Origin of the sequence: Chromobacterium amazonense (genome assembly GCF_001855565.1) — a bacterium.
Classification (GTDB): domain Bacteria; phylum Pseudomonadota; class Gammaproteobacteria; order Burkholderiales; family Chromobacteriaceae; genus Chromobacterium; species Chromobacterium amazonense.
Genome location: NZ_MKCR01000003.1, coordinates 58,216 through 71,692, shown reverse-complemented (window position 1 = coordinate 71,692; position 13,477 = coordinate 58,216). Strand labels below are relative to the sequence as shown.

At 63.0% G+C, this 13,477-nt stretch carries 13 protein-coding genes and 2 riboswitches; of the genes, 9 read left to right on the top strand and 4 right to left on the bottom strand.

Annotated elements, in window-relative coordinates:
- Positions 1–38 precede the first annotated feature (38 nt).
- A complete protein-coding gene (locus BI343_RS02265) occupies positions 39–647 on the bottom strand; it encodes an FMN-dependent NADH-azoreductase (protein ID WP_071108493.1) in 609 nt (202 codons plus the stop codon).
- 106 nt (positions 648–753) lie between these two features.
- Here BI343_RS02265 and BI343_RS02260 point away from each other — a divergent pair, with 106 nt between their 5' ends.
- The 4 genes from BI343_RS02260 (at position 754) to BI343_RS02245 (ending at position 6,006) form a co-directional block, all read left to right on the top strand.
- Positions 754–1,695 (top strand): LysR substrate-binding domain-containing protein, encoded by a 942-nt coding sequence (locus BI343_RS02260; protein WP_071108492.1) that lies wholly within the window; start codon positions 754–756, stop codon positions 1,693–1,695.
- A 42-nt stretch (positions 1,696–1,737) separates the two neighbouring features.
- Positions 1,738–2,283, top strand: a complete 546-nt coding sequence (locus tag BI343_RS02255) for a GNAT family N-acetyltransferase (RefSeq protein ID WP_071108491.1) — start codon at positions 1,738–1,740, stop codon at positions 2,281–2,283.
- A gap of 132 nt (positions 2,284–2,415) precedes the next feature.
- Positions 2,416–4,869 (top strand): DUF3141 domain-containing protein, encoded by a 2,454-nt coding sequence (locus tag BI343_RS02250; protein WP_071108490.1) that lies wholly within the window; start codon positions 2,416–2,418, stop codon positions 4,867–4,869.
- A gap of 197 nt (positions 4,870–5,066) precedes the next feature.
- A riboswitch (glycine riboswitch) is annotated at positions 5,067–5,153 on the top strand.
- 4 nt (positions 5,154–5,157) lie between these two features.
- Positions 5,158–5,255: riboswitch (glycine riboswitch) on the top strand.
- Positions 5,256–5,391: 136 nt separating this feature from the next.
- On the top strand, positions 5,392–6,006 hold the full coding sequence (locus BI343_RS02245) for a trimeric intracellular cation channel family protein (RefSeq protein ID WP_071108489.1): 615 nt from the start codon (positions 5,392–5,394) through the stop codon (positions 6,004–6,006).
- A 102-nt stretch (positions 6,007–6,108) separates the two neighbouring features.
- On the opposite strand, the gene modA is transcribed toward BI343_RS02245, so the two are convergent.
- Positions 6,109–6,852, bottom strand: a complete 744-nt coding sequence (gene modA, locus BI343_RS02240) for a molybdate ABC transporter substrate-binding protein (RefSeq protein WP_043629205.1) — start codon at positions 6,850–6,852, stop codon at positions 6,109–6,111.
- A gap of 398 nt (positions 6,853–7,250) precedes the next feature.
- The gene (locus BI343_RS02230) at positions 7,251–7,676 is read right to left on the bottom strand and encodes an ABC transporter substrate-binding protein (RefSeq protein ID WP_071108487.1); all 426 of its coding nucleotides are present in this window, start codon (positions 7,674–7,676) and stop codon (positions 7,251–7,253) included.
- Positions 7,677–7,768: 92 nt separating this feature from the next.
- Between BI343_RS02230 and BI343_RS02220 the strand changes: the two genes are divergently transcribed.
- A protein-coding gene (locus BI343_RS02220; protein WP_422614097.1) for an IS3 family transposase occupies positions 7,769–8,907 on the top strand; the annotation gives its coding sequence in 2 pieces (ribosomal slippage) (positions 7,769–8,024 and positions 8,024–8,907; 1,140 coding nt in all).
- 26 nt (positions 8,908–8,933) lie between these two features.
- Here BI343_RS02220 and BI343_RS02215 read toward each other — a convergent pair.
- Complete coding sequence (locus BI343_RS02215; protein WP_139165613.1) at positions 8,934–9,602, bottom strand: substrate-binding periplasmic protein; 669 nt, start codon at positions 9,600–9,602, stop codon at positions 8,934–8,936.
- Between the two features lie 219 nt (positions 9,603–9,821).
- Here BI343_RS02215 and brnQ point away from each other — a divergent pair, with 219 nt between their 5' ends.
- From brnQ to trpD, 4 genes are all read left to right on the top strand, one after another.
- Complete coding sequence (gene brnQ, locus BI343_RS02210) at positions 9,822–11,141, top strand: branched-chain amino acid transport system II carrier protein (protein ID WP_071108484.1); 1,320 nt, start codon at positions 9,822–9,824, stop codon at positions 11,139–11,141.
- Between the two features lie 322 nt (positions 11,142–11,463).
- On the top strand, positions 11,464–12,033 hold the full coding sequence (locus tag BI343_RS02205) for an aminodeoxychorismate/anthranilate synthase component II (protein WP_071108483.1): 570 nt from the start codon (positions 11,464–11,466) through the stop codon (positions 12,031–12,033).
- A complete protein-coding gene (locus BI343_RS02200) occupies positions 12,033–12,419 on the top strand; it encodes a lysozyme inhibitor LprI family protein (RefSeq protein ID WP_071108482.1) in 387 nt (128 codons plus the stop codon). Before BI343_RS02205 ends, BI343_RS02200 begins: the two co-directional genes overlap by 1 nt.
- A 13-nt stretch (positions 12,420–12,432) precedes the next feature.
- Entirely contained in the window at positions 12,433–13,461 is a 1,029-nt protein-coding gene (trpD, locus tag BI343_RS02195) for an anthranilate phosphoribosyltransferase (RefSeq protein ID WP_071108481.1), read from the top strand.
- Positions 13,462–13,477: the final 16 nt, after the last annotated feature.

Genomic DNA, 13,477 nt, shown 5'->3' with positions numbered 1-13,477 from the left:
CCCGGCTGCAATGCGCCGGGCCTGGTTTGCATTGGCTGTTACAGCGCCAGCTTGGCGATGGCTTCCTTCGCCAGGTGGATAGACGTGTCGCGCTTGTCCTGGCCCATGCCGATGGCCTCGGCGCGGATGATTTCGACGTCGCTCACGCCCAGGAAACCCAATACCTTCACCAGATAATCTTCCTGGAAGTCCATCAGGCTGCCCTGCTCTCCGCTGTGCACGCCGCCGCGGGCGGACACCACAATCACCTTCTTGTTGGGCACCAGGCCCACCGCGCCGTTCTCGGTGTACTTAAAGGTGCGGCCGGCGGCGGCCACGCGGTCGATCCAGCTCTTCAACTGAGTCGGAATGGAAAAGTTGTACATCGGCGCGCCGATCACCAGCACATCGGCTGCGACGAACTCCTCGATCAGTTGATCGGTCAAGGCAGCCTCGCTGCGCTGCAGCGGCGTCCAGTCCGTCTGAGGCGCGAAACGCGCGCCGACGATTTCGCCGGACAGGTGAGCGATCGGATTGGCCGCCAGATCGCGGTAGATGGTTTCGACATTGGCGTGACGCTGACGCAGCGTGTTGGCCACTACGGCGGACAATTCGCGGGTAACCGAGTTGTCGGCCAGGATGCTGGAATCGAGATGCAGCAGTTTCATGTTCGGGTCTTTCGCGGTGCAGTGGAGATGTGTGCATGATAAGAACCAGCAACAATCCGGACTAGACTGCTAAAATCGGAAACATTGTTCCACCAGTGAGACAATCATGCGAGACCTGAACGATCTGATGTACTTCGCCAAAGTGGTGGAGCACGGCGGCTTCATGGCGGCCTCCCGGGTGCTGGGCATCCCCAAGTCCACGCTGTCGCGGCGGGTGGCGGAACTGGAAAGCCGCCTGGGCGTGCGCCTGCTGCAACGGACTACGCGCCGCCTGTCGCTGACGGAAATCGGCAGCCAGTATTATCAACGCTGCCAGGCCATGCTGGCCGAAGCCGAAGCCGCCGATGAGACCATTCTGCAAAGCAGCGCCGAACCGCGCGGCCTGATACGGGTCAGCTGCCCGGAACTGCTGGCCAAGACCATGCTCAGCGCCGCGCTGCCGCGCTTCCTGGCGCGCCACCCTCAAGTGCGGGTAGCACTGGAGGCCACCAACCGCAGGGTGGACCTGATCGAAGAAGGGGTGGACGTGGCGCTCCGGGTACGCAACGTGATCGAAGACAGCGCCAGCCTGGTCGTACGCACCTTGGGCAAGAGCCGGGTCATCCTGGTGGCCAGCCCCGCCTTCCTCGAAAAGCACGGCGAACCGCAAGCGCCGGAGCGGCTGGCCGCGCTGCCCGCGCTGACGATGAGCCGGCCGGACGGCCGCGGCCAGTGGGTGCTGCTGGACAATGTCGGCCAGACCTACACCATTCACATCGACGCGCCCAGACTGATGACCGACGACATGATCGTGCTGCTGCAGGCCGCCATCGCCGGCATCGGCATCGCCGCGCTGCCCACCAATGTCTGCCACCACGCGCTGGCCGATGGACGGCTTAGCCATATCCTGCCGCAATACGACTTTCCCTGGGGCATCCTGCATGCAGCCTTCCCTACCCGCCGCGGCCTGTCGCCTGCCGTCCGCGCGTTTCTGGACTTCATCGCGGAAGACTTGATCAGCGAGGAAATGGCCGGCGACTGGGGACGGCCCCATCTCCACCAGGCATGACGCTTGCTTCATGAGGGTCTCGCCCCCTGAAGAAACCTTCCCATGTTCACACTGCGACCCTTAACCGAATCCGATTCGATAGAACAATTGACCGATCTGCTGCACCACGCCTACGCCCAACTGGCCGCGATGGGGCTGCGCTACACCCCGGTGGATCAAAGCCCCGACGTGACCCGCCGCCGCATCAAGGGCGGCCACTGCCTGCTGGCTTGGCACCAAAACCAGCTGGCCGGCACCGTCACGGTGCATCGCGCCCGGCTCAACTCGCCTTGCCTGCAATTCCGACAACCCGACGGCGCCGTGCTGTCGCAACTGGCCGTCGCGCCGGAATGGCAAGGTCACGGCCTGGGCGAACGACTATTGGACGCGGCGGAAAACTGGGCGCGCAGCCAAGGCTGCGCGGCCATCCGCCTGGATACCGCCCAGGACGCCGTCCATCTGGTCCGCCGCTATCAACGCCGCGGCTACCGCGTGGAAGCCCCGCTGCAATGGCCGGACAAAGCCTATCGCAGCGTAGTGATGATCAAATCGCTGGAAACTCTGTCGCCGTCCGCCGCTCGAAACGATAGTTGCAGTGCAACAAGCTGATGGCTGCGCGCCACACATCGCCTCAAGACCATTCGCATTTATTGCATTGCAGCAGATAACGAGTACAGTGGCAGCCAAGGCCGTTGCCTTGGCCGCACACCGTTTCCACTCATCAAAACGCAAGGGGTTGCAATGTGGTCAACTACTGCAGTTCGAGACGGGAAAATCCCGTTTGCCCAACCGTTGTTTGATTACTGGCTGGACGCCTGCCAGCGCGGCGTTCTGTACTGGGACACGCTGTATCAGCGCGGCGCCACCTATCTGGAACATTGTGAAAGCGGCAAGCCGCCGGTGCTGGTGTTCGACTACACCATCATCATGGATGCGCGCGAGCTGCCCGATCCGGCCAACTACGCGCTGGCCGCCATCAAACCGCCATCCAACTGCCCAGCCACCGATCCGGCCAAGCGCCCCTTCGTGGTCATAGACCCGCGCGCTGGCCACGGCCCCGGCATTGGCGGCTTCAAGATGGACAGTGAAATCGGCATCGCGCTGCAGCAGGGACATCCCTGCTACTTCGTGATGTTCTTCCCGCAGCCCGTGCCGGGCCAGACAATAGAAAGCGTGGCCAAGGCCGAAGGCCATTTCCTCAAACGCGTCAACGAACTGCACCCAAATAGCGACGGCAAGCCCTTCGTCATCGGCAACTGCCAGGGCGGCTGGGCGCTGGCCATGTTGGCTTCGGTAGCGCCCGACCTGGTCGGCCCTATCCTGCTGGCCGGCTCGCCGCTGTCCTACTGGGCCGGCGTGCGCGGCAAGAACCCCATGCGTTACGCCGGCGGCCTGAACGGCGGCACCTGGAGCGCCTCGCTGGCCGGAGACCTGGGCAATGGCCACTTCGATGGCGCCCATCTGGTGGAAAACTTCGAGAAGCTGGATCCGGCCAACACCCTATGGAAGAAGTCCTACAATCTGTATTCCAAGGTGGATACCGAGCCGCAACGCTATCTCGATTTCGAACGCTGGTGGGGCGGCCACTACCTGCTGAACAAGGTGGAGATGGAGTGGATCACCCAAAAGCTGTTCGTCGGCAACGATTTGGTCCATGGCAAGATCACCAGCCATGACGGCACGATGCGCGTGGACATGCGCAACATCCGCTCGCCCATCATGGTGTTCGCCTCCTGGGGCGACAACATCACCCCGCCGCAGCAGGCGCTGAACTGGATCGCGGACCTGTACGACAGCGTCGAGGGCATCCGCAACAACGAGCAGACCATCGTCTACTGCCTGCACAACAAGGTGGGCCACCTGGGCATTTTTGTGTCATCCGGCGTGGCCAACAAGGAGCACAGCGAGTTCGCCAGCGCGTTGGACCTGATAGACGTTTTGGCCCCGGGATTGTACGAGGCCGTCATCGAAGACATCGCCCCGGACGCGCCGGGCCAGGAATACATCGAAGGCCGCTACATCATCCGCTTCGAAGCCCGCGATGTATCGGACATCCTGGCGCTGGACGACGGCCGCGACGACGAACAGGCTTTCGAAGTGGTGAAACGCGTCTCCGAAATCAACCAGGGCGTGTACGACCGCTATCTGTCCCCCGTGGTGCGCGCCTTCAGCAACGAGGCCAGCGCCCGCCTGCTGCGCGAGCTGCATCCCGCCCGCTTCGAACGCACGCTGATCTCGCCGAAGAACCCCTGGCTGTGGTGGCTGCCCGGACTCGCCGCCAAAGTGCGCGAACAGCGCCGCCCGGTTTCCGCGGACAATCCGCTGTGGCAGTGGCAGGAACGGATGTCTGATTTCATCGTCCAGTCGCTGGATCATTACCGCGACCTGCGCGACGCCGCGCAGGAACAGCTATTCCGCGGGATTTACGAGTCGCCGCAACTGGCCACGCTGGTCGGCGTGCAGCCCGCCGGCGAAGAGCGCAAGCAAGCCCTCACCTGGGAAAGCCGCGAGCTGGCGCGCCTGAAGCGCGAAGCGCTGGACCCGAGCTTCGAGCAAGGCACGCTGGCTGATGGCTTCATCCGGCTGCTGATCTATGTCGGCATCGGCATGGGCGTCATCGATGAACGGCCGTTCAACGCCATCCGCCGCACCATGCGCGGCGTGCAGCGAGAATATCCGCTGACGCTGATGCAGCTGAAGGATACCGTCCGCAAGCAGGTCGCCCTGGTGCGCGCCGATCCTCAGCGGGCGCTTAACGGCTTGAGCACGCTGCTGCCCGACCAGCACATCCGCCACCAGGCCTGGATGCTGGTGCGCGACCTGCTGCTGGTGAATCGACACGACATTCCCGCGGAGCAACAGCAACGGTTGGAACAGGCGGCCAATGTGCTTGGCCTTTCCGAACAAGACCGCAAGGCCATTCTGGACAAGGCCGTGATTCAGTCGGCCGCCCCTCGCGCGGCGGAAACGGTTGCAGCCAAGCCGGCACCGGCTCCGGTCCCTGCCGCCAAGCCCATCGTCCGTGCGGCCAAGGCTGAAACCCAGCCGGCGCCGACCAAGACCGCCGCCACGCGCAAAACGGCGACAAAGCCTGCGCCAGCCCGCAAGGCCGCTGCCAAGGCCAACGGCCAAGCGCCGGCCGCAGCCAAAACCGTCAAGCCGGCTGCCGCCGCCAAACCGCAGAAGGACTCCTGACGCGCCACGCCGGAGCGCCGACAGGCGCTCCGGTTTTATCGCCAACACACCTCAAACCCTTTCGCGGCTTGGCTAGCGTCGCTTCGTACTGATTTCCATCCCCTCCCCGCCATCCCTCCACCGCAATTGCTCCATGCAGAAAAATAATCATCAATAGGTTCTGAATATTGACTATTCAAACAGCAATGGCTAATATTTGACGCGCTGCGGGAGAGAGGGGCGCCGCCCCCGCCGAAGACGCAAACTCCCATAATCGCTCAGGCAAGCAGTACCGCAGTGCACCATTGATTCAAGCCGATTGGAGAGAGGCCGCCGCGAGCGGTCCACCGAAGGGGCAAGTGGCCGCCGGCCATGCAACTCTCAGGTAAAAGGACAAGGGGAGAGGCTGTTCCGCAACCCGGAATCCACCCAGGAGACTGCCTTGTCCGCACCCGCCATCGGCCGCGCGCTTTTGCCCGCGCCAGTAGACATTCTTTTCCCTTTTTCATGCCCATCCGCCGCCGTCGCGCGCGGGAGCTTGCCATGCTGAGCCTGATCTATCTGATCGCCATCACCGCGGAAGCGATGACTGGCGCGCTGGCTGCGGGCCGCCGACACATGGACATCTTCGGCGTCACCGTCATCGCCTTCCTCACCGCGCTGGGCGGCGGCACCGTGCGCGACATCGTGCTCGGCCGTTACCCGATAGGCTGGACGCAACACCCTGAGTACGTGTTGCTGGTGGTGGCCGGCGGCATCGCCGCCGTGCTGGCCGCGCGCTTCATGCGCCATCTGAACCGGCTGTTCCTGGTGCTGGACGCGCTGGGCCTGGTGGCTTTCACCATCATCGGCTGCGATGTGGCGTTAGGCATGGGCTATCACCCGGTCATCGTAGTCATGGCCGGCATGATCACCGGCATCGCCGGCGGCATTCTGCGCGACGTCCTGTGCAATCGCGTGCCCATCGTGTTCCGCCGCGAGCTGTACGCCAGCGTGTCGCTATTGGTGGCCATCCTCTACTTGGGATTGAACGCGCTGGAGATTCCGCACGACTGGAACATCGCCGCCAGCTTCGCCTTCGGCCTGGTGCTGCGCATGACCGCGCTGTGGCGCGAGTGGCAGTTGCCGGTTTTCGCCTACCGCCACGATCATCACTGACACCCCCACCCCGCTTAGGCGGGGTGGTTTGCGTCACGCATAGCAAGCCATGGCTTAACGGGGACATCGATGCGCGCCGCACCATGGCGCATGATTCGCGCCTCACGGCTTGGCATAGCCATACGCTCGCCAGATCTTCTCCGATTCGGGACTAAAAAGATAATCGAACAATTGCCGGGCCTCCGGGTGGCCAGCCGCCGGCGTCAGCAACGCCACCGTCTGCCGAATAGGCGGATAACTATCCCGCGGTATCTCCACCCAATGCCCCTTGCCCAGGCGTGAGCGATCCAGCACCTGAGATTTGGATACAAAAGCGCCCGCCACCTTGCCGGACGCCACCAGCGCCGCGGCATGCGCCACATCCGGCGCCCTGACAAAGCGCGGACGCAGGCGTTCTGCCAGTTGGTAATGGTTCAAGCTGTATAGAACTGTCTGGCCGTAGATGCTGGACTCGGGATCCGGCAGCGCGATCTTGCCTTTGCCCTGGCGCAGCCACTCCAGCCAGCCGCTCTCTTGAAAATCCGCATCCAGCGACCACAGCACCAAAGTGCCTAAACCAAAGATGCGAGGCTCATCCAAACAGCGCCCCTGTAACTTCAGCCTACGGGTGTATGCGTCGCTGGACGAAATATAAATCTCGAACGCCGCGCCATTGGCGATCTGAGAAGCCAGCGCCACCGCGGGGCCATAAGTCACCTTCACCGTTACGCCTGTCTTCGCCGTGAAATTTCTGACGATATCGTTCAACGCCGGCTCGGTATTGCTGGCGGCGGCCAGCAATACCGGCGAGGCATGGGCAATGGCCAATGCGCAAGCCAGCAAGCACGCCGCCAATATCTTCGACATGATGGGCTCCCTGAAACCACACGATTCAGCATAGGGCATGCGATGCGAACAAAAAACGGCCCATCATTGCCAAAACCTGCGCTGCCGCGGCAGACTCATGCCGCTTGCGACTCGCGAATGCGGGCGCGCCGGCCATGCTGGCCGCCCCGTCTGCCCAGACGCAAACCCTTGCTGCTGGCCGTCAGTGCTTTATGCGCGCTGCTGACGCGGCCCTGACGCTGACCGCACTGCTGGCGCTGGGCAGCCCCGCCGGCTTCCTGCGGGTCATGGAGGCCTTGCCGCGCGGCCCGCCTGCTGGCGTTGCCTGGCTTCAAAGAAGAAGCCATAGACTGAAGGCTTGAGCGTCCTGGAAAAGCGACCAGCCCGCCGATCGCGGGCTGGCTCGCATGAAAGACTGGCTACTTGGGGATGAAGCTATCCGGCACCCGCTCGTACACCTTGAACCGCGCGATCAGCCAAGGATAGACATCGCCGCGACGCCACTTGGCGTAAGCCGCGGCAAACTGCTTGGCCAACTGCGGCCCGTCGCCTTTGTTGCGGAAGGCGATGTACATGGGGTTGCCGCTGAACACCGCGCCCGTCACCGGCGCCACATGCGCAGCCACGTCTGGCATTTCCGGCTCCACCAGCTGCAGCGCCAGTTTCTCGGCAACCGCCACGTCGATGCGATGCGCCACCAGCATCCCGAACAATTGCGCCTGATTCTGTGCATGCTGATCCAGGGGCAGCCCCGCCGCCACCGCGTCGGAGATCTCTTGCCCTAGGAAATAGCCGTGCGGCGCGCCGAAGCGCCAGCGCTTCATCATGCTGGTGACTGGCGGCATGTAGCGAATGCGCGCGGCATCTGATCTGCTCCCCTCAGCTCCTACCAATCAAAAGTAGAGAGAAGTCTGTCACTTGAAGGAAAATGACGGATATGAAGAAGAGCAGATACACCGAAGAGCAGATCATCGGCTTTCTCAAGCAGGCCGAACTCGGCATGGCCATCAAGGAGGTCTGCCGCCAGGGAGGCTTCTCTGAAGCCACCTTCTACAAATGGCGAAGCAAATACGGCGGCATGAACGTCGCGGAATTGCAGCGCGCTCGCGATCTGGAAGCCGAGAATGCCCGGCTCAAGAAGCTGCTGGCCGAAGCCCACCTCGATATCGAAGCTCTCAAGGTCGCCTTCGGGATAAAGCGCTAGCCCCGCAAGCCAAGCGGCAGGCCATCCGCATCATGCTAAGCAGCGGACTGGCATTGTCGGAACGCCGCGCTTGCCGGCTTGTGGGGCTTTCTCGAGACGCCTGGCGACATCCGCCGCAAACCGATGCATTCACGCATCGGCTGACCGCCCGCATCATCGATATCGCCCACACGCGCCGCCGCTTTGGCTATCGGCGAGTGTATGACCTGTTGCGCGCAGAGTTTCCGGGCATCAACCACAAGCGGGTGTACCGCTTGTATCGCGAACAAGGTCTGGCGGTTAGACGACGTAACCGTCGGCGTAAGCTGACCGGCGTGCGCACGCCGCTGCAAGCCGCTACACAGTGGAATGAGGTGTGGAGCATGGATTTTGTCAGCGACCAGTTAGCCAGTGGTCGGCGCTTGAAATGCCTGACGGTCGCCGATGACTTCAGCCACGAAGCGGTGCAGATTGCGGTGGATTTCTCGATGTCCGGTCAATACGTCACGCGGATGTTGGATCAGGCGGCGCAATTTCGCGGCTATCCGTCAGCGATCCGGACGGACAATGGGCCGGAGTTCACCAGTCGGGCATTCATGGGCTGGGCGCAAAGCCGCGGCATCCGCCACATCCTGATTCAACCAGGCCGGCCGATGCAGAATGGTTACATCGAAAGCTTCAATGCCAGACTCCGCGACGAATGCCTGAACGAGCATGTCTTTGATTCGCTGGCGGAGGCCAGGCAGATCATCTCCGCGTGGCGGGACGATTACAATCAAGTCCGTCCCCATGGATCGATTGGCCGGATACCGCCAGCGGAATTTGCGGCACGCCATCGCCAGGCACAATTAGCAAGCCAAAGATCAGCAGGTTCCACCACCATGCAAACCTAGGACTTCTCTCCTGATTGCTGGTATGGCTAGCGGGGGCAGATCACATCCTCCCTGCGCACAAACAAGGTGACGCGCTCGACATCAAGCTGATTGCCATCCAGAAAAACCGCGTATTTCATTCTTTCCGCGGTTTTACCCATATAGGTGACGGCATCCACCTTGCCATTGGCCAGCGATAATTGCGCCCTCCCCCACGGCATGCGCAGGAAGGACACCTCCCATCCCAGTGCCTTGGCCACAGCGCGAACGATCTCGGTATGAAAACCCGTCAGATTGCCCTGATCGTCCAGGTATTCGAATGGCCGGTTATCTGCTTCTTCCATCGCTACCAGCAGGGTCTGGGCAGGCACTGGCAAAGCCAGACTCCACAGCACTGCCAGCCATAGCTGCCTTCTCATGCGAGCGCTCCCTAGACATGCTCTCTTGGATATAGCCGCTTGACTGTAAAATATCTTGTTCGCAAAAGCGGGGAGGATTGCCGGACAAGCGCCGAATCTCCAATCCGTTCGCGGAAGACCCGATACCAGATGACGAGCGGGCAGGCCCTCGCCGTCGCGCACGATGGGCAGGATAAGCCTGACCGCACTGAGCATGGCTTGGGCGCGGCCGCGCCATGCCAGGCGTTTAATCTTCTGACCATGCCTTGCCAAGCGCCGCCACAGACGTTTTAATGAGCGTTCACTATCTGTTTTCAAGCGAAAAATCCATGCTGCCTATCGCTCACGCCTCTCCTGTCTCGCCGCAACGCGGCCAGGCGGCCCCTGCCGCGCGCAGCGTCGTGAAGATTATTATCCCGCTGAATATCAGCCAGGGATAAGGCCGCTCATTTGCATTTAGCCGACGTCCCTGGCGAGGGACCGGTCTAAATGTCCCTCCTTCTCCAGGTCCGCCGGCATCACCATCCGGAGACTTTCATGCTTTCCCGCAATCACACCGCCGCCTTGGGCATGATGGTGTTTGCCCTCTTCCTAGGCGCCGGCAACGTCATTTTTCCGCCTATGGCAGGCTATTTGGCCGGAGAGGCCTGGCCCATCGCGGCGCTGGGCTTCATGCTGACCGGCGTGGGCCTGCCTTTTCTGACCCTGCTGACGGTGGCCGGTCTGGGACGCGGCGAGGCGCTGTCACGCGATCTGCCACCCTGGGCCGCAACCGTATTCTGGAGCTTGCTGTATCTGATTCTGGGGCCTTTGTTTGCGATGCCGAGGGTGGCCAATGTCGCCTACGAGATGGGCTGGCTGCCGCTGGGATTCGCCCATTCGCCCTGGGGCAGCGTCTTGTTCGCGCTGGCGTTCAATGGAATCGGGCTGTATTTCATGCTCAAGCCCGGCCAGATGATAGACAGCGTCGGCCGCTTGATGACGCCCGTGCTGTTGCTGCTGCTGTCGGCCGTGGCGCTCGGCGTCATGCTGAAGCCGCTGGCCGGCGTGGGCGCAACCAGCGCCGACTATGTCGACGGCGCCTTTGTCGAAGGCCTGCTGAGTGGTTACCAAACGATGGACGTGTTGTCGGCCATGGCGTTTGGCGGCCTGGTTGCGCGCGCGCTGAGCAGCAAGGGCATCACGCAGCCCAGAATGGTTCGCCTGCTGACCTTCAAGGCCGGCCTGATCTCGGTGGCGCTGCTGTCCTTGCTGTATCTGTGTCTGTTCTATCTGGGCGCCACCAGCGCCCCCGTCGCGGCGGGCGCGAGCAATGGCGGACAAATCCTGATGCGTTACGTCGCCTGGCTGTTTGGCGACGCAGGCAGCTGGCTGATGGCGGGCATCGTGCTGCTGGCCTGCCTGACCACCGTGGTGGGGCTCGGCAGCACCTGCGCGGATTACTTCGCCAAGCAAACGGGGCGATTGGCTTATCCTTACTGGCTGGCGCTGATTTCCGCGGCATCGACCCTGATCGCCAACTTTGGCCTGGATGCGCTGATCCGCGTCACCGTGCCCGCCCTGTATCTGATTTACCCAAGCGCGATCTGCCTGGTGCTACTGCAAGCGCTGCGCAGCCGTTTGCCGAATCTGCCCCTCAGTTATGGCCTGACGCTGGGCGTCGTGTCCCTGATCAGCCTGGGCGACGCCCTGAAGGCGGCCGGCCTGCTTCCCGCCGCGCTGCTGGATGGTCTGGAACAATTGCCCTTGTTCTCGCTAAGCCTGGGGTGGCTGCTGCCGGGCCTGCTGGCCTTGGCCGTCAGCATGATGCTGGGCCGCCTGCCTTGGCTGGCAAGCGAGCAGCCCTCGCGCCCATGAGTCTGACGCCATGCCTGCCGCGGTTGGCTGCCCCCCACAGGCCGCCGCGCAGGCATGCTCCCCCTGGCCGCCTTGCGCAATCTACATCACGCGCTGACGCCCGCCCCGCCACTCCGCCGGTTTCCAGCAGCAGGCAAATTACCGTAAGATCAGGCGTAATGAATTCTCGCGCCGCACAAAATCAGGGCGGTGCCGCACCCAAAGCAGCGGCATGCGCCAAATGGCGGCGCAGTTCCTTGCCCACCCCTGGCGGCCACGCTCATGGACAAGCCACCAGCCACGCCGCGGGAAGCACATTAAAAATCAATAGATTGGGCAAATTATGTTACTGATGATCGACAACTATGACTCCTTCACGTACAACCTGGTGCAGTACTTCGGCGAACTGGGCCAGGACGTGAAGGTGTTTCGCAATGATGAGATCACGCTGCCGCAGATCGAGGCGCTGAAACCGCAATACCTGGTGATCTCTCCCGGCCCCTGCACCCCGAACGAGGCCGGCGTGTCGGTGCCGGCCATCCTGCACTTCGCCGGCAAACTGCCCATCATGGGCGTATGCCTGGGCCACCAGGGCATAGGTCAGGCCTTCGGCGGCAAGGTGGTGCACGCCAAACAGCTGATGCACGGCAAAGTGTCGCCGGTCAGCCATCTGGACAAGGGCATGTTCCGCGGCCTGCCCAATCCGGTCACCTGCACCCGTTACCACTCGCTGGTGATCGAGCGCGAAACGCTGCCGGATTGCCTGGAAGTCACCGCTTGGACCGATGACGGCGAGATCATGGGCGTGCGCCACAAAACCCTGCCCATCGAGGGCGTGCAATTTCACCCGGAATCCATCCTGACCGAGCACGGCCACCGCATGCTGGACAACTTCCTGAAGGAATTCGCCTGATGCGCTTGCCGCTGCCGCTGATCGCCGCCTTGTTGTCGACGCAGGCCTGGGCGGGCGCGCTGGATGACTGCACGCAAAGCCAGCCGGACACGCCGGCCATCGCCGCCTGCCTGCAGCAGCGGCACACCGACATCCGCAAGCAGCTGCAAGCCCAGGAAGACAAAACCCTGGACGCGATGCGCAAGCTGGATGCCGCCACCGATGGCCGCTTCCACGCCGCGCGCGAATTGCGCCGCGCCCGCCAGGCTTACGAGGCCTATCGCCGCCAGCACTGCGGCTGGGTGGAAGCCAGCTACGCCAGCGGCAACGGCGCCGGGCGCGCCCGCCTCGCCTGTGAAATCGACCTCGACACGCAAAGGCTGGCCGAGCTGGGCCGGCAAAGCTGATAGGAATCCCGCCATGATTACCCCGCAAGCCGCGCTGAACCGGCTGATCGACGGCAATGAATTGTTTTACGACGAAATGCTGGCGCTGATGCGCCAGATCATGCGCGGCGAGCTGACGCCGGCCCAGACGGCGGCCATCCTGATCGGCCTGCGCGTCAAGGTGGAATCGGTCTCGGAAATCGCCGCCGCCGCCACCGTGATGCGCGAATTCGCCACGCATGTGCCGCTAGCCGACCGCCGCCACCTGGTGGATACCTGCGGCACCGGCGGCGACAAATCGCACACCTTCAATATCTCTACTACCGCGGCCTTTGTCGCCGCCGCCGCCGGCGCGCGCGTGGCCAAGCACGGCGGGCGCTCGGTCTCGTCCAGCTCCGGCAGCGCCGACGTGCTGGAATCGCTGGGCGTCAATCTGCAACTGACGCCGCAGCAGGTGGGCCAATGCCTGGATCAGATCGGCCTGGGCTTCATGTTCGCCCCCAACCACCACAGCGCGATGAAGCATGTGGCGCCGATCCGCAAGGAGCTGGGCGCGCGCACCATCTTCAACATTCTGGGGCCGCTGACCAACCCAGCCGATGCCGACAACCAGCTGATGGGCGTGTTCCACCCGGACCTGGTGGGCATCCAGTCGCGCGTCTTGAAGCAACTGGGCAGCAAGCACGTGATGATCGTGCACGGCTGCGACGGCCTGGATGAGCTGACGCTGTCCGGCCCCAGCCAGGTGGCGGAGCTGAAGAACGGCGAGATTCTGGAATACGAGCTGGAGCCGGGCGAGTTCGGCCTGATGCATTGCGAGCTGAAAGACCTGCGCGCCACCACGGCCGAACAGTCGCGCGAGCGGCTGTTGTCCGTGCTGAACGGCGAGCCCGGCCCGGCGCGCGACATCGTGCTCTTCAACGCCGGCGCGGCGATTTACACCGCCGACATCGCCCCAAGCCTGGCCGATGGTGTTACCATGGCGCGCGAAGCCTTGGACAGCGGCAAGGCTCGCCAGAAACTGAATGAACTGATCGCGATGACCCAACAGTTCGGTCATTGAATCCCGGATGCAACGG